18 protein-coding genes are annotated in these 19,084 nt (G+C 61.7%); 2 read left to right on the plus strand and 16 right to left on the minus strand.

Going from position 1 to position 19,084, the window contains the following annotated elements:
- Nucleotides 1-36: 36 nt before the first annotated feature.
- From ACTU46_RS07200 to secY, 16 genes are all read right to left on the minus strand, one after another.
- Nucleotides 37-1,335 carry a class I SAM-dependent methyltransferase gene (locus tag ACTU46_RS07200; protein ID WP_443380569.1) on the minus strand — a complete coding sequence of 433 codons (1,299 nt, stop codon included), beginning with the start codon at nt 1,333-1,335 and terminating at the stop codon, nt 37-39.
- A gap of 65 nt (nt 1,336-1,400) precedes the next feature.
- Nucleotides 1,401-2,939, minus strand: coding sequence for an FAD-binding oxidoreductase (locus ACTU46_RS07205; RefSeq protein ID WP_443380570.1), 1,539 nt, complete (start codon nt 2,937-2,939; stop codon nt 1,401-1,403).
- A gap of 177 nt (nt 2,940-3,116) precedes the next feature.
- On the minus strand, nt 3,117-4,367 hold the full coding sequence (gene eccB / locus ACTU46_RS07210; RefSeq protein WP_443380571.1) for a type VII secretion protein EccB: 1,251 nt from the start codon (nt 4,365-4,367) through the stop codon (nt 3,117-3,119).
- An 85-nt stretch (nt 4,368-4,452) separates the two neighbouring features.
- Nucleotides 4,453-6,918, minus strand: a complete 2,466-nt coding sequence (locus tag ACTU46_RS07215; RefSeq protein ID WP_443380572.1) for a DUF6541 family protein — start codon at nt 6,916-6,918, stop codon at nt 4,453-4,455.
- Nucleotides 6,919-7,069: 151 nt separating this feature from the next.
- Nucleotides 7,070-7,927 (minus strand): tRNA pseudouridine(38-40) synthase TruA, encoded by an 858-nt coding sequence (gene truA, locus ACTU46_RS07220; protein WP_443380573.1) that lies wholly within the window; start codon nt 7,925-7,927, stop codon nt 7,070-7,072.
- On the minus strand, nt 7,924-8,700 hold the full coding sequence (locus ACTU46_RS07225; RefSeq protein WP_443380574.1) for a DUF998 domain-containing protein: 777 nt from the start codon (nt 8,698-8,700) through the stop codon (nt 7,924-7,926). Before ACTU46_RS07225 ends, truA begins: the two co-directional genes overlap by 4 nt.
- Nucleotides 8,701-8,889: 189 nt before the next feature.
- On the minus strand, nt 8,890-9,393 hold the full coding sequence (rplQ, locus tag ACTU46_RS07230; RefSeq protein ID WP_443380575.1) for a 50S ribosomal protein L17: 504 nt from the start codon (nt 9,391-9,393) through the stop codon (nt 8,890-8,892).
- A gap of 73 nt (nt 9,394-9,466) precedes the next feature.
- The gene (locus ACTU46_RS07235; protein WP_443380576.1) at nt 9,467-10,483 is read right to left on the minus strand and encodes a DNA-directed RNA polymerase subunit alpha; all 1,017 of its coding nucleotides are present in this window, start codon (nt 10,481-10,483) and stop codon (nt 9,467-9,469) included.
- 95 nt (nt 10,484-10,578) lie between these two features.
- Nucleotides 10,579-11,184 (minus strand): 30S ribosomal protein S4, encoded by a 606-nt coding sequence (gene rpsD / locus ACTU46_RS07240; RefSeq protein WP_443380577.1) that lies wholly within the window; start codon nt 11,182-11,184, stop codon nt 10,579-10,581.
- Nucleotides 11,185-11,212: 28 nt separating this feature from the next.
- On the minus strand, nt 11,213-11,617 hold the full coding sequence (rpsK, locus tag ACTU46_RS07245; protein ID WP_443380578.1) for a 30S ribosomal protein S11: 405 nt from the start codon (nt 11,615-11,617) through the stop codon (nt 11,213-11,215).
- Nucleotides 11,617-11,985, minus strand: a complete 369-nt coding sequence (gene rpsM / locus ACTU46_RS07250) for a 30S ribosomal protein S13 (RefSeq protein WP_443380579.1) — start codon at nt 11,983-11,985, stop codon at nt 11,617-11,619. Before rpsM ends, rpsK begins: the two co-directional genes overlap by 1 nt.
- A 189-nt stretch (nt 11,986-12,174) precedes the next feature.
- Nucleotides 12,175-12,393 (minus strand): translation initiation factor IF-1, encoded by a 219-nt coding sequence (infA, locus tag ACTU46_RS07255; protein ID WP_003854422.1) that lies wholly within the window; start codon nt 12,391-12,393, stop codon nt 12,175-12,177.
- A 347-nt stretch (nt 12,394-12,740) separates the two neighbouring features.
- Complete coding sequence (locus tag ACTU46_RS07260; RefSeq protein WP_443380580.1) at nt 12,741-13,505, minus strand: L,D-transpeptidase; 765 nt, start codon at nt 13,503-13,505, stop codon at nt 12,741-12,743.
- Between the two features lie 77 nt (nt 13,506-13,582).
- Nucleotides 13,583-14,377 carry a type I methionyl aminopeptidase gene (gene map / locus ACTU46_RS07265; protein WP_443380581.1) on the minus strand — a complete coding sequence of 265 codons (795 nt, stop codon included), beginning with the start codon at nt 14,375-14,377 and terminating at the stop codon, nt 13,583-13,585.
- Nucleotides 14,378-14,543: 166 nt separating this feature from the next.
- A complete protein-coding gene (locus tag ACTU46_RS07270) occupies nt 14,544-15,089 on the minus strand; it encodes an adenylate kinase (RefSeq protein WP_443380582.1) in 546 nt (181 codons plus the stop codon).
- Nucleotides 15,086-16,408: a preprotein translocase subunit SecY gene (gene secY / locus ACTU46_RS07275; protein WP_443380583.1), complete on the minus strand. Its 1,323-nt coding sequence runs from the start codon at nt 16,406-16,408 to the stop codon at nt 15,086-15,088. Before secY ends, ACTU46_RS07270 begins: the two co-directional genes overlap by 4 nt.
- A 367-nt stretch (nt 16,409-16,775) precedes the next feature.
- Here secY and ACTU46_RS07280 point away from each other — a divergent pair, with 367 nt between their 5' ends.
- Both ACTU46_RS07280 and ACTU46_RS07285 read left to right on the plus strand, forming a co-directional pair.
- Nucleotides 16,776-17,576 carry an IclR family transcriptional regulator gene (locus ACTU46_RS07280; RefSeq protein ID WP_443380584.1) on the plus strand — a complete coding sequence of 267 codons (801 nt, stop codon included), beginning with the start codon at nt 16,776-16,778 and terminating at the stop codon, nt 17,574-17,576.
- Nucleotides 17,577-17,780: 204 nt separating this feature from the next.
- Complete coding sequence (locus ACTU46_RS07285) at nt 17,781-19,076, plus strand: cytochrome P450 (RefSeq protein WP_443380585.1); 1,296 nt, start codon at nt 17,781-17,783, stop codon at nt 19,074-19,076.
- Nucleotides 19,077-19,084: the final 8 nt, after the last annotated feature.

Below are 19,084 nucleotides of genomic sequence, written 5' to 3' on the forward strand. Positions count from 1 at the left end.
GCTCCTTCCTGCCGGTAAGTTCCCGGTCGATCAACTTTAGAGCTTCCACCACATGCGCTCAGGCAGCTCACCACGGGAACCATCGTCGAGCAGCTTGACCCCGAGCACCTGGTGCAGCTGGACGACATTATGCTCGAAGCCCCATTCCGAACCTGCCATGTACAGGCCCCAGAGGCGAGCGGTGGGCTCCCCGACGAGCTCGACGGCCTCCGCCCAGTTCGCCTTGAGATTCTGGCACCATTCGTGCAGGGTGCGTTGGTAATCGAAGCGGAGGTTCTCGACATGCAGCACCTCGAACTTGGCGTCCTGCATATGCTGCTGCACAGTGCCGGAACCGGTGAGTTCACCATCAGGGAAGATATAACGGTCGATGAAATCGCCGGCCTTGCGTGGCCGGTTATCCGGGTAGGTGATGCAGTGATTGAGCATCCGGCCACCCGGTTTGAGGCTCGCATAGAGGGCCTCAAAATAATCAGGGTAGTTATCTACCCCGATGTGCTCCAGGATGCCGATCGCGGAAACCGCGTCGAAACCGGATTCCGGCACATCACGGTAGTCCATGCAGCGGACCTCAGCCAGCTTTTCCAGGCCCACCTCCTTGATCTTGGTCTGCGCCCAATCAGCCTGTTCCTGGGAGAGGGTCACCCCGATGGCTTTCACGCCGCGGGCGGCGGCATAACGCGCCATGCCACCCCAGCCGCAGCCGACGTCGAGTAGCGTGTCGCCCGCTTTCAATGCCAGTTTGTCGAAGATCAGGCGGTACTTGTTCTCCTGTGCCTCCTCCAGCGTTGCTTCCGGGGTCGGGTAGTACGCGCAGGTATAGGTCATGGAGTCGCCGAGGAAGAGCTCATAGAACTCATTGGAGATGTCATAATGCGAGGAGACTGACTCCTTGTCGCGTTCCTTTGAATGACGGGTCAGGCCCTCCACCAGGCGCTTGCGCCAACGACTGGTGCGTTCAATCTCCGGGATCGGCTGGATCCGCAGGGCCCCGAGGTACCGGAGGGAACGCACCAGGGTGATCATCGTGGCGGCATCGGGACGCCGGATACAACCATAAAGGATCCGCAGGGAATCGAACATGCCATAAGGGTGCGCCGGGTGCTCACCATGTGCTTTGAGACCACCGGTCATATAGGCGCGGGCCAGACCCAGATCGCCCGGGGCGGTCGCGATATAGCTCAGACCTTCCAGGGAAGTCACCTCAAGGCAGTATTTTGCGTTCTCGGGTCCGGTGGCGCTGCCGTCGAAGGCGGTGATCCGGAAGGGAATCGGCGCGACGGTGACAGCCTCAGCCATCTCCGCGACCGTCATGGGCACAAAGTACTCCGACATATCTGCTTTATTAATCCTGTTCTTGTGAAATATGCGCTACTGGTGGTGTGCTCCGCGGGCGGGTATCAGGCGCCGCGGACAGTCTTTTCAAAGAGCCCGGGGAACCGTCCGGAGGGATCGAACCTGCGCTTCAGCAGGCCCGGGATCTGCCCGCCATAGAGCTGCTCAAACTGCTCCCGGGTGTAAAAGGCCTCTGAGTAGAGGGACTTGTGGCCCGAGAGCTCCGCTATCCGGGACTCAATGAGTTTGTTGAAGGCGCCCTCACCGGAATCCCCGCCGAGCAGGTCCACCGGCACCGAGGACCAGAACCCCAGATTGATCCAGGTGGTCTCAGCACTCAGCGGGTACAGCGGCCAGGGATGTTCCAGGGCACCATCCGCCACCGCCTGCTCGCCCTGCAGCAGCTCGCCGGAACCGGTCAGTTCCTGTGCCCCGGAACGCAGCCGGATCGGGCACAGCCACACCGGTTCAATGTCACTGGCCTGGAAGAACCATTCCAGAAACTCGGGAACCTTCGCCACCGTCACCTCAACGTCCTGGACCACCCGCTCCCGGGCGGGTTCCCCCTGCCGGGCGGCCAGTCGGTCCGCGATATCGTATTTGCGGTCCAGGCCGATCAATTTCCAATAGAAGCTGGAGCGCAGCAGATGCCGGGGCCAGAGCTGACGCACCACCGGGTGCTGGGCGCCGAAGGCACGGGAGCACCAGAACCAGTCGATGTCCCAGCGCCAGATATAGTCACGGATCTTCAACCGGTCCCGGAGCACACCCTCGGGGTGTTGGAGAGAGCGGTAGTAGATCTGCTGCCGGGTGTAGTCACTGCTGGGGCCGGGCTCCGCGCTCTGGCGCCCCAGCACCAGGTAGGACTCATCCAGTCCAAAGGCCACCCCATCGAGGTAATCGACCGGTTCACCCTCGAACTCCCTCGTGATGGAGACCTCAGCCAGGGTCTGCGTCAGGGCATCCAGGTCATGGAAACGCACATGGCGCAGTTCCACGAAGGGTGTGACCTCTTCCAGCTCGATCTTCAACCGCACCGCATAACCCAACGAGCCATAGGAGTTCGGGAACCCCCGGAAGAGATCCGGGTTCTCCTCTGGGGAACAGGTGATGATCTCTCCGGTGCCGGTGAGCACATCCATCTCCAGGACGGATTCATGCGGCAGGCCATTGCGGAAACTGGTGGACTCGACCCCCATGCCGGTGACCGCACCACCCAGGGTGATGGTCTTGAGCTGCGGCACCACCAGCGGAATCAAACCATAGGGCAGGGTGGCGTCCACCAGATCTTCGTAGGTGCACATGCCCTGGACCTGCGCGGTGCGGGCCACCGGGTCTATCTCTATCACCCCGCCGAGACCGCGGACATCCAGGCCGGGCACCTTCGACTTCTCTCGGCTGCGGAAGAGATTGGAGGTCTTCTTGGCCAAGCGCACCCGCTCCCCGGCAGGGACCGCCCGGAAACTCTGCACCAAGGTGTCGATGGCCTGCTCGTGCCGATACCAACCGACGGGGTGGACCCTGACTGCATCAAGTCCGCGTCCCGAGGTGATCAGATTTGTCGCTCGCCCGGCCACAGCCAGGACAGTGTCAAGGATGCTCATGAAAATCCAGCTTAACCCTAATATTTCTCCCGTGCCCGGGGAAGCACCACCGCTGGGATGACGCAGCGACCCCCACGCCGGTGCCGGATCCACCTGATGAGCTACCGGAACCTTCCGGGAACTCTCCTCAACCAGCACCTGAGATCAGTGGCTGCGCTGCTTCCGGCTTCCCCTGCTTCAGTCCGGGAACTGCACCTGCCGGGCAGCCCTGGGATCCAGGGCCGTGCCCTGGGGCAGCAGCCGCAGGATCGACCAAGGTGCCGCCACCGGTTCTGACGATAACCCCAGTACCCCGAGCACTTCCGGTGATGCCACCTGATGCACCGACCCGCTCTCAGCGACCACCCGATAACCCGAGCCGGTATCCACCGCCACACTCCCCTGCGGCGGCCCGGCATAGAACTGCGCCACCGACTCCCCAGGCAAATCCACCGCCCCGGGCAACTGTTCCAGGGTGCCTGGTCTACCGTCCTCCCCACTGAGACAGATCGGTGAAGCCACCGGGTCGATCCAGGTGAAGCGGTGCTCGGGCAGGGCCAGTGCCAGAGGTTGCGGATCATCCGGATGATCAGCCAGCAGCTCCCGGGGAACCTCCTCCACCGGTGTCCCCAGATCTGCGAGAATCTCCGCCTGCAGATCACTTAACCGCACCAGCCCGGCCTGGGTTTCCATCCAGGCCAACTCCCCGGCCTGTAGCACCCGGACCGCTCCCTCGGGTGGCCACAACTCAGGTCCCTCCATTGCCACCTCGAGGACCTCTGCCCGTGGTTCCCAGCGTGGCGTCGCCGCGGTGATGCCCAGCGCTCTGCGGATCACCCGCCCCTCCCGAGACTGTTCCTCCGGTATCCGGAAGCGGCCCGCGGCGGTGAGCAGCTGGGTATGCTCGCCGACTTCCACCAGCACGGCCGCCCGCTCTCCGAAAGCCTTCGGGGAAGGCCCGGCCAGTACCCCGGTCCGTTCCTCGTTCACCGCCTCGCACACGCTCCACAGCAGCTGGCCGGGTGGTGCTTCGGAGAGAATCCCGGGGGCGTCGATAAGCCCCACCGGGGCACCCAGGTTCCGGCTCAGCAAAATCTCATCAGCGATCCGGGCCGGCATCGCAGGCTGCCCTGCCACCAGCCTGGCGGAGGCCAGATTATGGACCGGGTGGAGAGTACCTTCCACCCGGACGAACAGCGCACCGGAATCAGCGCGCAGGATCGGAGCGTCACCGGGATCCGCCGCCGGACGCAACAGGGCGAGCAGGCCCGCACCCAGGCCGATAAGAACCACCGCCACCACCCCGAAGAGCAGCGCCCGCTGCCTTCGAGCCAGCGGATCATGGATCATCCGCAGATCACCGAGCACCAGCGCATGCTCCACCCGACGCCGCAAAAACTGGTGCCCCGACACCTGCGCCCGGGTGGTGGGCAGCAACACCTCCGACATCTGTCTCTCCCTCACGATCCTGGGGAGGAGCAGAAAATAGCCCTCCCACCGTCCTCTCAGACTGTGGCAGGGCCGTTACGGTTCCCTACTGGTTGATCGGGACCTCGACGATCGGGTACTCGATCGGCTGGACATAAGGATTCAGGACCGGGTTTTCCAGGTCCGGGCCACCCAGATCCGGTTTGGACGGACGGTGGAAGAAGGGGTCATTTTCCTCCGCCGGGGTTTCCGCCCGGTCGAGTTCACCCTTGGTGGGGATCGGCCCCAGAGGGACCGGAGAATTCCCGGGCGCGCGCATCTGCGACAGCTCGGCGTCAGTGAAGGCCTCATTGACCGCGAAGATCGAGACATTATGGTCCTGGTACACGGCGGTCAGCCCCGGGGCATGCCACAGCCCCTCATTCAAGGCGAGGTTGGTCTCCTGGAAGCCCCAGAAATTACCCGGGGAGATGAAGAAATAATTGATCCCGAGCTCCTTCGCCCCCCGATCGACATGGTTGGTCTGATCCGGGTCGCCGTGGTTTCCGGAGCCGATGAGGTTGCCGTGCCAGTAGAGCATGTTGGTGATAGCGTCCGGCGCGGTGGTCGGCCACTGATAGTGACGGTTCAGGGAGGGCAATCCGTTATAGGCGTACATCCAGCCCTGACCATCCGCAGGCTCACCCATGATGTAGCCGTCATAGGCGCCCGGCTGCTGTGCCAGCCAGTCAAAGGCTCGCAGATCCACATCTGAGACCATGCGGTCATCACGGGAGGCCGTGATCGACCAGTCAGCTCCCTCACCGAGATTGCGCTCGGAGTAGCCGACGGTCACCCAGGCCATGATCAGCGCGAGCACCACCGAGGCGATGGTGGAAGGCAACGCGAACTTCTTCACCGGGGCCAGGGTGATCAGCCGGATGATCACGGCCACCCCGACCGCAGCCGCGGCGAAGAGGAACATCGCCGCCGGCATGACCAGACGGTGCGCAGTGGAGTAGTGCAGACTACCGATGGTGTTGAGCCAGCTGCCCCAGGGTTCATCAAAGGGCTGCAGTGAGTTGGCGGTCAGCCATACGCTCAGGAAGTAGAACACCGGGGCCCAGATATTGCGGCACCAGACCAGCAGTGCCACCGCACCGATCACCGCCAGCCAGATCAACCAACTCGGATCAAAGTCCGAGAAGGCGTCAGTGTGACGGGTGAGCATCTTGAAGGCCTTTTCCCAGGCCTCTGCGTGAGTGACATTCTCCTCCGCGGAGAAGGCGGCGACCTCCTCGGTCTGCTCTGCGCCGGAGAGAATCTGCGGCAGCAGGACCACTGCGCCGGCGATACCTGCACCACCGAGCAACACCAGATCCCGCAGCCGGAAACCGATCGCCCCCTTGAGGGATTTTGCCTTGCGAGCCGGGGACCACAACAACTGGAAAACCCACCAGAGTCCCAACCCGAGCACCACGATGGTGGCAGCGGAAGGATGCAGCTGGGTCAGACCCATCAGCGACATGGCGGCGGCAAAGGCCGCCACCGGGCGGTAGGGCACCGCCATGAACAGCGCCAGCACGATCCCGGAGACCCCGATGGCCGCCAGGTAGGGCCAGGCGCCGACATAATGGCCGATCCAGAAGAGCACCGGAGATCCGAAGACCGCGATACCGCCCAGCCCCGCAGCGATCTGGGCGGTGAGACCACGGTTGTTCACCAGACGCCAGGCGATCAGCGCCACTGAGAGCGGCAACGCCATTCCGGCGAGCACGATAGCGGTGATATTGATGGCAGCGATCGGCGAAATATTGGCGAGGTCCGCGAAGAGCGCGGCACCGGCATGCCAGGCCGTCGGATAATACATCTCGGCCTGGGTCTCGATATTCTGCAGCTCACCCATCCGGGTGGCGGAGGCGATGCCCTCGCGCCCGATGAACTGCACCACACTGGCATGCCAGTGCACATCCCAACCCTGGAAGATATTCTCCACACCATGCGGTGCGCTCTTCAGCAGCTCCATGCCACGCGAGATCAGCAGCCACATACCCACCAGCGCACCACCGGCAGGCAGCAGCCATACCGGGTCCAGGAGGCTGCCGGTACGCCATCCCTCCAGCCACCAGCGGGTCTTCTTCACCGGGGTGGGGGCCGCCGGCTCAGTTTCAGCGAGCGCCTCCTCGGCGGGCAGGGAGACCACGGTACCGCTTGTCGACGTCGGGGTGACATCGGCCGCCGGGGTGAACTCGAGGGTGTCGGTTGCAGCGTTTTCACGCGGGGCCCCGGGTGGATCTGCCGCGGTGGTTTCCTGGGCACGCTTCCGGGCTCGCAGCCCTTTGAAGGTGAAGAAACCGCCGCGCCACACCAGCGCGAGCAGCAGCAGAATCGCCCAGACCACGACGACGGTCCCGACGCCGAAACGAGCATCAGTCAGGCCGATCAGCCAGGCTGCGAGCCCGTAGAGTCCGAAAGTGGTCGGGATGGCGGCTGCGATAGCCCAAGGGCCCTTCAGCCCGGAGATCCAGTTGAGGACCAGACCCGGCACCGTGAAAACCAGTGCCGCAATAATGATGGTCTGATAGGTATCCATGACCCGTTAAGGTTACCTTCCTCTTAAGCTCTGGCCGGGGGAGATTGAACGACTAAGAGTGTAACCGCACCTGCCCCGTCCCTTGTGGTACGCCCCGCACCCTGCCATTAGTTTTAAGTTACCGTGACCTGCAACACAATGATCTCCGGGGTCATTCCCTCCCCGGCAAAACCCGTCGATCCCGGGTGGTTTCCGCCCGGGCGGCCAGCTCCGCCACCGCCGGATATTCCACCCCGATCAGGCTGAGACCGCACGCCGGGGCCACCGGAACCTGCGAGGAACGACTCCGCTCCTCGAGTAGACCCTCGGTGAAACCCTCCGGACGACGTCCCTCCCCCACCACCAGGCAGGACCCCACCAACGAGCGCACCATCGACCAGCAGAAGGCATCAGCGGTGACATGAGCCTCATAGAGCTGAGGTTCGGTCGGAGTGGAAATATCCTGCCAGGTGAAAGCCTGCAGATCACGCACCGTGGTGGCATTGGGCTTTGCCTTGCAGAAGGCGGCGAAATCATGCAGCCCGAGCAACACCTCCGCCGCGGCCTGCATATCCGCCAGGTTCACCGACTTCGGCCACACCGCAGTATCACGCACCCGGGTGGGCAAGGCGCCGGAAGGGTGGGTGGTGACGCGATAGATATAGTGCCGACGCAGCGCCGAGAAACGGGCATCAAATCCCGCCGGAGCCAGCTCGCAACTCTGAATCCTGACATCCGGGGGCAGCAGTCGGGAAAGCCGCCGCGCCAGGCGGGCTGGGTCGCCATCAATGCTTCGGGTATTCAGGGACTCCCGGGGAATATCCACATGGGCGACCTGCCCGTTGGCGTGCACTCCAGCATCAGTACGCCCGGCCACCGTCAGTTCCGCCGGCACCCGCAGTACCAGGCGCAGCGACTCCTCGATGACCTTCTGCACGGTACGCAGATCAGAATCACCTTGTTTGGCCCAACCGTGGAAATCAGTGCCGTCATAGGCCAGATCAAGTCGGATCCGGATCAGCTCACTCACTGCTGTGCCGCCTTCCGCAGTGCGGAATCCCGCTCAGCCTGCGCCTGACGCCGGGCATTATCCCGGTCACTTACTTGACGACGCCGCGGTGCCCCCTGCCCCAGCAACCCTGCGCCGAGCGTAATGATCCAGAGCAGCAGCGGATCAAAGGCCAACCGGTAGTAGATACCCAGGGGCGCAGTATCAGGCGCGGTGCGCAGGAGGAGAAAACCGACCACCGAAATAGTCAGCAGCAGCACGGAAAGAAGCACCAAGGACCGACTGAGCAGAGGTGTGACTTCCGGTTGTGGTTCACCAACCTGTCGGGCTACCCGAATGCTGGACCAGAGAGCCCCCACCATCGCCGCCCAGAGGGCAACCATCATCACCATCCACGCCGAGGTATGGACGCTGACCTGCGCATCATAAGACACCGCCCCGAGCACGATCAGGCTCAGAGCTGCCACTGTCAGCGTCAGGCCGAGAGTACGACCCCCAGGGAGGGACTTGCCGCGGGCATCCCCCAACCCGAGAATGAGGATCACTGCCGCCAGGAGCAGCAGTACGCCACCGAGGACCGCACCGATACTGAACCAGAGGTGTCCCGGACTGCAGAGATAGCGGTCCGCATAGCCGTCGGTGAAAGCCGCACAGGTGGCGACGCTGAGGTCGGAAATGGGGTTGGACTCCAGAACAAAGAACCCCTCCCAGAAATACATCGCGAGAAACTGGCCGAGATAGGCCAGAAGTATGGCGAACACCATCAGCGATCCGGCGAGACGAAGTCGACTCAAAGGGGCACCTTTCCCATTGTGGTTGCTTGTCCGACCAAGTATATGGAGTGCGTGGACGGGGACCCAACCTGCTCCCAGGAATCTCTCTCCCCAGCACGAAAGGGATAGCTCAAAGGGGTGTCGCCCCTCCCCACGTGGTGTGGGAAGGGGCGACACCCCTTGCTTTAGAGCAGGTGAAGCCCGGGAGAATTACTTCTCTTCGGTCTTCTCCTCAGCCGGAGCCTCGGTGGACTCTGCAGCTTCGGCGACCTCAGCGGTCTCCTCAGCCGGAGCTTCCTCAGCAGCCTTCTGCGAAGCAGCTGCGCGGGTGGCGCGGGAAGCTTCGGTGGAGACGGTCTCCTCGACAACCAGGGAAATCTGGCTCATCGGGGCGTTGTCACCCTTACGGTTCTCGAGCTTGACGATGCGGGTGTAGCCACCCTCACGGCCCTCAAACTTGGGGGCAAGCTCGTCGAACAGGTAAGAAACAACGTCCTTGTGCGGGACCTGAGCGAGCACCAGACGACGGTCCGACAGGGAGCCGGACTTAGCCTTGGTGATCAGCTTCTCGGCGTAGGGACGCAGGGTCTTGGCCTTGGCATCGGTGGTCTTGATGGCACCGTGCTCGAACAGCTGAGCAGCCAGATTCGAGAGAATCTTCTTCTGGTTGGCCGCGGAGCCGCCGAGACGGGTGCCCTTCTTCGGGGTAGGCATTATGTACTCCTCGTGTACGGATAGATGAGCGCGGAGAGGACCCGGAGGTAATGGGTCACTCTCCTAAGGTGTTTTACTCGGAACCTTCAGAATCGAGGTCGATGTAGTCACCGGTCTCGGCGTCATAGCCCTCCAAGGAGGAGGGATCAAAGTCCTCAGGAGCATCCTTGAGCGTCAGCTCCAGGCCAGCCAGCTTGATCTTCACCTCGTTGATCGACTTCTGACCGAAGTTACGGATATCCAGCAGATCCGACTCGGTGCACTCTGCGAGCTCACCGACGGTGTGGATTTCCTGACGCTTCAGGCAGTTGTAGGAACGAACGGAGAAGTTCAGATCCTCGATCGGCATGCTGTAGGCGGCGATGTACTCGGTCTCCTGCGGAGAGGGACCGATCTCGATGCCTTCAGCAGCTTCATTCAGCTCGCGTGCGAGACCGAACAGCTCGACCAGGGTCTTACCAGCGGAGGCAATGGCATCACGTGCGGTGATGGAGTTCTTCGTCTCAACATCGATGATCAGCTTGTCAAAGTCGGTGCGCTGCTCGACACGAGTAGCCTCCACCTTGTAGCTGACCTTCAGTACCGGAGAGTAGATCTGATCAATCGGGATACGACCGACGTCTCCGGAGACATTGCTCAGAGCTGCCGGAACGTAGCCGCGGCCACGCTCGACAACCAGCTCAATGTCCAGACGACCCTGCCCATTGAGGGAGGCGATGTGCAGATCCGGGTTATGGATCTCCACGCCTGCCGGCGGCTGAATGTCGCCGGCAGTGACCTCTCCCGGGCCTTCCTTGCTGAGGTACATGACGACCGGCTCATCAGAGTCGGAGGACAGTACCAAACCCTTGATGTTCAGGACGATGTCAGAGACATCCTCCTTCACACCGTTGATGGTGGTGAACTCGTGGAGCACACCATCGACCTTGATGCTGGTCACTGCTGCACCCGGAATGGATGACAGCAGGGTACGACGCAGTGAGTTACCGAGGGTGTAGCCGAAACCGGGCTCGAGCGGCTCGATAACGAACTTCGAACGCGCGGAGTCTACGTACTCCTCGGTCAGGGTGGGGCGCTGGGAAATGAGCATGGAACTCTCCTTGGGTGACGACCACTATTTGACGTCTTAGACGGAAAGGATGATGAAGGTTCCTGCATTCCGACCCGATGGGTCGGAAGACAGTGTTACTTCGAGTAGAACTCGACGATGAGCTGCTCCTGCAGCGGAACGTCGATCTGAGCGCGCTCGGGCAGCTGGTGCACGAGGAGGCGCAGAGTGGACGGAACGACCTGCAGCCAAGCCGGGACGACGGCGTCGACGAGGTTATCCTGAGCCTCTTCGAACCAGTTCATCTTCTGAGACTTGTCACGGACGTCGATGATGTCGTACTGGGACACCTGGAAAGACGGGACGTTGACGCGCTTGCCGTTCACGGTGAAGTGACCGTGAGAGACGAGCTGACGAGCCTGACGACGGGTGTTGGCCAGACCTGCACGGTAGACCACGTTGTCGAGGCGAGCCTCGAGCAGGATGATCAGGTTGTCGCCGGTCTTACCGGAACGACGGTTGGCCTCAGCGTAGTAACGACGGAACTGCTTCTCCATCACGCCATAGGTGAAACGAGCCTTCTGCTTCTCCTGCAGCTGCAGGAGGTACTCAGACTCCTTGATGCGAGCGCGGCCAGCCTGCCCCGGGGGGTAGGGACGACGCTCAAAGGACATGTCTCCGCCGATAAGGTCGACGCGCAGACGACGGGACTTACGGGTTGCGGGGCCGGTATAACGAGCCATTTTTGGTTACCTCTTCCTATTCCCTGTATTAAACCCGACGGCGCTTCGGCGGACGGCAGCCGTTGTGCGGCTGCGGAGTCACGTCGGAGATCGAGTTGACCTCGAGGCCAGCGGCCTGAAGGGAACGGATAGCGGTTTCGCGGCCCGAACCCGGACCCTTAACGAAAACGTCAACCTTCTTCATCCCGTGCTCCATTGCCTTGCGGGCAGCGTTCTCAGCAGCCAGCTGTGCGGCGAAGGGAGTCGACTTACGCGAACCCTTGAAACCGACGTGGCCGGAGGAAGCCCAGGAGATCACAGCACCGGTGGTGTCGGTGATCGACACGATGGTGTTGTTGAAGGTGGACTTGATGTACGCGTGGCCCTGGGCCACGTTCTTTTTTACGACGCGACGACCGGTACGGCGTGCGCTAGTGCGAGTCTTCGGTGGCATTACTTCTTCTTTCCGGCGATCGTCTTCTTCGGACCCTTACGCGTACGCGCGTTGGTCTTGGTGCGCTGGCCACGGACCGGGAGTCCGCGACGATGGCGCAGACCCTGGTAGCTGCCAATCTCAATCTTGCGACGGATATCAGCCTGGACTTCGCGGCGAAGATCGCCCTCGACCTTCCAGGTGTTTTCAATCACGTCGCGAAGAGCAGCAATCTGCTCATCGCTGAGGTTGTCGGTACGCAGGTCGGGAGAGACGCCGGTCTCTTCCAGAAGCTGCTTGGCACGGGTGGGACCGATGCCGTAAATGTAGGTGAGAGCGATTTCCATGCGCTTGTTGCGCGGAAGGTCAACTCCTGCGAGACGTGCCATGTTGGCATAACCTTTCCGGTTTTGTACGGTGGTTTTCTCCCAGCTCATCCCCATCAAGCGATACTTTGCCCGGTCGGAATCCGGACGATGGATCGTGATTCATGAGGCTGCGGCCACCGTGACCACAGGTGTGTCAAGCACGTCCCGCGTTGATAGCGTTGACGTGCTCAGAGAGAGGAGGCGGTTGCTTTACTTGTAGCGGTAGACGATGCGTCCGCGGGTCAAATCGTAGGGAGAAAGCTCCACGACGACACGATCCTCGGGGAGGATACGGATGTAGTGCTGGCGCATCTTGCCACTGATGTGAGCGAGAACCTTGTGTCCGTTATCTAGCTCGACACGGAACATTGCGTTCGGCAGGGGTTCGACAATGCGACCCTCAACCTCGATTGCGCCTTCCTTAGCCATATCCTCCGCATTCCCGGAACTGGGCAGACGAGGTAACTCCCCGCCGTTGAACCAGCTCCACTTTTTTCTACTGCTTGTATCGGCGTACATGATTCACATACACCGGAGCTAAACACTACCGCCCGCGCTGCAGGAATGCAAAGAATCGGCTATGGCACACAGCTCACACCGAAGGATCAACTCCCCAGGGCGTGGGCGTCCACTGAACTTCCGGGTTCCAACCCCGGAAAAGCAGAAATGGCCGACTCCCCCTTTTCCAGGGAACCGGCCAGCTTCTGCCATCGACCAACCACGCTCAGCCCATATCATTCCGGGGGTGATTTCCCCGGCCGCCGAGCATTACCGAATTAGTAGATATAGACCATGTCGCCGATCTGGAGGTTATTGAAGTAGTGCACCGCATCGGTGTGACCGAGGCGAACACAGCCGGCGGAGGTGGTGGCGACGTTGCCCTGGTGGAAGGCGTGACCGTTATAGGTGAAGTAGATCGCATAAGGCATCGGAGCGTTATTGAACTCGTAGCTGATCTCGTCCTTGACCTTGCGGTTGACGTAGAAGGTGCCACGCGGGGTTTCGGTGTTAGGCCCGATGGCTCCGGAGGAGACCGGGACGGCGCCGTAGACTACCTGGCCATTTTCCTGCAGCCAGGAGCGGCCACCATCAAGGTCCACGCAGACCTCGGCTTCAGCCGGGCACGAGCCCTTGTCGAAGGCGGGGGCGGGGGCAGGAGCTGGGGCCGGTGCGGGGGCAGGTGCCGGAGCCGGAGCGGTCCGTGCAGCGATCAATCCGGGGAAGACCGTATTCACGGCACTATCCACGGCTTGTTTGGCAGCTTCGGCGGCCTGGGGAGGCAAATTCCCGGCCTGCGCATGCAGGTTCTGGCGGGTCTGCCACGCGGAGTCCCGGGCAGCCTGATCATTGCTGCTACCGAGTTCACGCAGTTCAGCTTCGATATTACCGAGGTCGGAGGATCCATTCACCGGCAGCTGCGGAGCCGCACCAGCGCTCACCGGAGCACTGAGAAGAGCCAGTGCCGTGATGCCAGCGGAGGCGAACACGGCGAGGCGCCGTTTGGTCGATGTCGACTGAGCGTTACGTGACTTATAGAACATAGTGGGGAGTATAAACCCTTCTTGCTGGATTCACGGGTTTATCCCCCCTCTTATCACCCAAGCCGCAAGGATGACTCTCAGTAACGCGGGGTGAGGATCCGGGGACCAGCAGCAGTGGCCGCTACGGTGTGTTCCCAGTGTGCGGACCAGGAACCGTCAAGGGTGACCACCGTCCAGTCATCTTCCAGGACTGCACTGTCGACGGTACCGAGGGTCAGCATGGGCTCGATGGCCAACACCGAACCCTCCTGGATCATCGGCCCACGGCCGCCCTTCCCCTCATTCGCCAGGTAGGGATCCTCGTGCATGCTCTGTCCGATGCCGTGGCCGCCGTAGCCGTCGACGATGCCGAGTTCGACGGCGAACTTCTGCTCGGCCTGGCGGGTAGCCATCTCCAGGGCATGCGAGACATCGGTGAGCCGGTTGCCCGGAACCATGGCCTTGAGCCCTTCCATGAGCACCCATTCCGTGGCCTGGTTCAGTTTCTCCGTCTCCTCATCGAGATCACCGACGCCGAAGGACCAGGCAGAGTCACCGACCCAGCCTTCAAAGGTGGCGCCACAGTCAATGGACACCAGGTCACCGGGCTCAAGGATGGTCTCAGCACCGGGAATCCCGTGAACGATGACTTCATTGATGGAGGTGCAGATCGACCCGGTGAAGCCGTGGTACCCCAGGAAGGTGGGGATCGCACCGGATTCGCGGATGGTGCTCTCGGCGATCTCATCGAGCTCGAGAGTGCTCATTCCGGGCTTTGCCGCGGCTTTCACGGCCTGCAGGGTGCGGCCGACGATTTCACCGGCCGCCTGCATCGCATCAAGCTCCCCGGGGGTCTTGGCCGGAATCTGCTTCTTCTTGGATCTAAATCCCATGGTTTCCCTGATCTCCTAGAGTTGTTGTTTCTTTATAAGTTATTCAGCCGAAACTCGAGGTTCAAGGTATCGGACCCCCTCCGAGAACGGCCCCGGAGAAATAAAAACGAGGCCGCACCTGATTAAGGTCGCGGCCCCGATTCATTCGGAGAAGAAATCCCCCGTATTACTTGCCCAGGGAGTTCAGTGCCCGGGCGTTGATCTCATCGACGGTGCCTTCGGCCTCAACATCGATGATCTTCTCGCCGTAGTGCTCGATCAGCGGGGAAGTCTCATCGCGGTAGACCGCCAAGCGGGTGCGGATGGTCTCTTCATTGTCATCGGCACGACCGCGAGCAAGCATACGCTCGACCACGACATCCTCAGAAATCTTGAAGTTCAGCACGCCGTCGAGCTGCTGGGAGCTCTCCTCCAGCAGGGACTTGAGGATCTCGGCCTGCTCCACGGTGCGGGGGAAGCCATCCAGCAGGAAGCCCTCGGCGGCGTCGGACTCAGCCAGACGGGACTTGACCATGCGTGCGGTGACATCGGTGGGCACGAGCTTACCGGCGTCGATGTACTGCTTGGCTTCGATGCCGAGCGGGGTTCCCTCGCCGATGTTCGCACGGAACAGATCGCCGGTGGAGATGTGCGGCACGGCCAGCTTCTCGGAGAGAAGTGCGGCCTGGGTGCCCTTGCCGGCCCCGGGGGGCCCGAGGAGTACGAGTCTCATTTGAGTAGTCCTTCGTAGTTGCTTTGGAGAAGCTGGCTTTCAATCTGCTGGACAGTGGTCAGCGCCACCGACACCAGAATAAGGATTGCCGTGCCGCCGAAGGCGGTCATACCTGAGCTGGCACCACCCATGCCGAGATCCATGGCGATATTCGGCAGGACGGCGATGACACCAAGATACAGGGCGCCGACAAACAGCAGTCGGTTCATGACGTATCCCAGGTACTGGGCAGTCGGTCGACCCGGGCGGATACCCGGGATGAATCCACCGTACTTCTTCATGTTCTCCGCCTGATCATTCGGGTCATACTGCACCGAGACGTAGAAGTAGGAGAAGAAGATGATCAGTGCGAAGTACAGAACGATGTACTGCCAGGAGGAGGGGGTCTGCAGGTACTGGATGACATTGCGCTGCCACCAGTTATCCGGTGCGACCGCGCCACCGGAGTTGACGATCTGGGTGATCAGCACCGGCATGTAGATCAGCGAGGAAGCGAAGATCACCGGGATAACACCGGCCTGGTTGACCTTCAGCGGCAGGTAGGTGGAGGAACCACCGTACTGGCGGCGTCCGACCATCCGCTTGGCGTACTGCACCGGGATCCGGCGCTGACCCTGCTCCACGAAAACCACGCCGACCACGAGGATGATCACGGTGACCACGACCATCGCGAAGACCAGTCCACCGGAATCGTTGAGAATGTTCATGCCGTCGGTGGGCAGGCGGGTGGCGATACCCGCGAAGATGAGCAGGGACATACCGTTGCCCACGCCCTTCTCCGTGATCAGCTCACCCAACCACATGACCAGAATCGCACCTGAGGTCATGACGATGACCAGCAGCAGCAGGTCCATGATGCCGCGGTCGGAATCCAGCACCTGGATTCCGGCACCCAGCAACTGCTCCCGGTCCGCCAGTGCGACGATGCCCGAAGACTGCAGCAGTGCCAGGCCGAGAGTCAGATAGCGGGTGTACTGCGTCATCTTGGACTGCCCCGACTGCCCCTCCTTCTTCAGCTGCTCGAAGTGTGGGATGACCACGGTCAGAAGCTGAACGATGATCGACGCGGTGATGTAGGGCATGATGCCGATCGCGAAGATCGAGAGTTGTAGCAAAGCGCCACCCGAGAAGAGGTTGATCAGCGAGTAGACGCTGCCCTCTTCCTGGGTGAGATCACGCAGTCGCCCGCTGATCGCGGCATAGTCCACGCCGGGAGACGGGATCTGTGCGCCGATGCGGTACAGAATGACCATCGCAATGGTGAAGAGAATCTTCTTGCGAAGATCGGCGTCCCTGAATGCCGAGATAATGGCAGACACATATCCTCCTGGATCTCGCCCTCCCCCAGAGCTGGCCGCTGTTGCGAACCTGATGAGGTCGAGAAGATGTGTAATTCTGATGCTGGCCCGTTTGGGAGATGGGCATGATTGACCTATCTAGTCTACCAGCCACCCAGAAACCCTCCCACCTGACACCCCAGACTGTTAGGCATGCCATACAGTCGGCAGGTGGACCAAATGCCACTCCCACACTCAGCCTATTATTGCCGTGCCTTAAGGGTGCCACGAAGACACCCCACGCCCCGTCTCTCCCCCGAATTTCAGACGCTCCCTATGAAGACCTTTCCGGCCGCACTAACCTTTGAGGCGTGACTGTCCCGATACGAGCCCTGCAGGGCGAAACCTGATGGCTGGCGGCAACCGTGAACCCGGCCGCAGTGTCACCTCAAAGGTGATCGCCATCCTCGGCGCCTTCGAGAAGGATCCCCGCCCCCTGGGCCTGTCTGAGATTGCCCAGCTGGCCGACCTGCCATTAAGCACAACCCACCGACTGGTCAATGAATTGACCGCCGGCGACCTCCTCACCCGCACCGCCGAGGGCCACTATCAACTGGGACTGCGCACCTGGGAATTGGCCCAGAATGTCGGCCGCCAGCTCCGCGAGACCGCTCGCCCCTTCGTCCATGATCTCTACTCCCTGACCGGGGAGACCGCCCAGCTGGTGGTCCGCGAGGGGAATGAGGCGCTCCTGATTGAGCGCGCCTACGGCACCAAGAAGGTGCCACGCTCCTCCCGGGTCGGTGGCCGCCTCCCCCTCCACTCAACCGCGGTAGGCAAGATCCTCCTCGCCTTCGATGAACCCTGGATCCAGGATGCTTACCTGAAACTTCCACTGACGAGCTCCGCCAATCGGACGATCACCGATCCCGCCCAGCTGGCGACACAGCTCAGGCAGATCAAGTCGCAGGGTTTTTCGATCACCGTGGACGAGCATCGGAATGGCGCCGCCTCAATTGCAGTGCCGGTCTGGCACACCGGAACACTCGGTGCCGGACTGGGAGTGGTGGTCCCCACCGCACAGGCCAGCACCCTGGAGCGCTTTCTCCCGATCCTGCAGGCGTCGAGCCAGCGACTCACCCGGGCCACCGCCCATATCCCATTGGACACCCTGCTCTCCTCGCACCGGACCACCCCGCGGCGTCGATAAGAGTCTCCGCCTGGTCCCTGACTAGCGGAAAGTCACCCCATTTCCACTGAGTGGAAATATGGCTCGCATCTCAATCTTCATCGGTCCACACTTGGGACATGCGCAACGTGATTAACATCACGACGCGGAACCCATAGTGATCCACAGTAAGCCCCACCTCGGCATTTCAGGACAACACCGAATTGGGCACGGACAGGAGAAGAGATGACTTCCGAGTCAACCATCACCGCTGAGGAATCCTCCGGTGGCTGCCCCTTCGGCCACGGTGCTGCCACCGCCGAGGGCAAGCACCATGGCTACGAGCCCTTCCAACTGAACGACCCCTTCCCCGCCTACGCCGAACTCCGCAAGGAGGAACCGGTGATGTTCGACGAGCGGATCGGCTACTGGGTAGTCACCCGCTACGACGACATCAAAGCTGTCTTCAACGACTGGGAAACCTTCTCCTCTGAGAACGCTCAGGCACCGGTGCGGCCGCGCGGACCCCAGGCCACCGAGATCATGCTCGAGGGCGGCTTCACTGCCTACTCAGGCCTCTCCGCCCGGATTCCCCCGGAGCACACCCGAATCCGCGCCATCGCTCAGAAGGCCTTCACCCCACGCCGTTTCAAGGTGCTGGAGCCCGAGATCCGCGCAAACGTCATCTCCCGCCTGGAAGACCTACTCGCCCGCGAGAACCTCACCGGCGACATGGTTGCCGACCTCGCCTATGACATTCCCACCATCACCATCCTCACCCTGATCGGGGCGGACATCTCCCAGGTGGACACCTATAAGAAGTGGTCTGATTCCCGCGCTGCCATGACTTGGGGTGACCTCTCCGATGAAGAACAGATCCCCCACGCCCACAACCTGGTCGACTACTGGCAGGAATGCCAGCGCATGGTCGCCGAGGCCCACGAACAGGGTGGCGACAATCTCACCGCCGACCTGGTCCGCGCCCAGCAGGCCGGCCAGGAGATCACCGATCATGAGATCGCCTCGCTGCTCTACTCCCTGCTCTTCGCCGGCCATGAGACCACCACCACCCTGATTTCCAACTGCTTCCGGGTACTGCTCGCCCACCGGAACCAGTGGAACACCCTGGTCGAGGAGCCGAAGAAGATTTCCGCAGCCGTCGATGAGGTGCTGCGTTATGCCGGTTCCATCGTTGGTTGGCGCCGCAAGGCGCTCCAGGACACCGAAGTCGGCGGGGTGTCGATCAAGGAGGGCGAGGGGCTACTGCTCCTGATGGGTTCCGCCAACCGAGACGAAGACCATTTCGAGAATGGTGAGAGCTTCGACATCTCCCGTCCCAACGCCCGCGAACACCTCTCCTTCGGCTTCGGCATCCACTACTGCCTGGGAAATATGCTGGCCAAGCTGCAAGCGAAGATCTGTCTCGAGGAAGCCACCAGGCTCCTCCCCTCTCTGGAACTGCTAGACGATGCCCCGATCGATTTCCGGGAAAACCTCTCCTTCCGCGTCCCCGTGGCCGTCCCGGTCACCTGGAACATCTGAAAAAGTCA

Source organism: Corynebacterium sp. A21 (assembly GCF_052266655.1).
Classification (GTDB): domain Bacteria; phylum Actinomycetota; class Actinomycetes; order Mycobacteriales; family Mycobacteriaceae; genus Corynebacterium.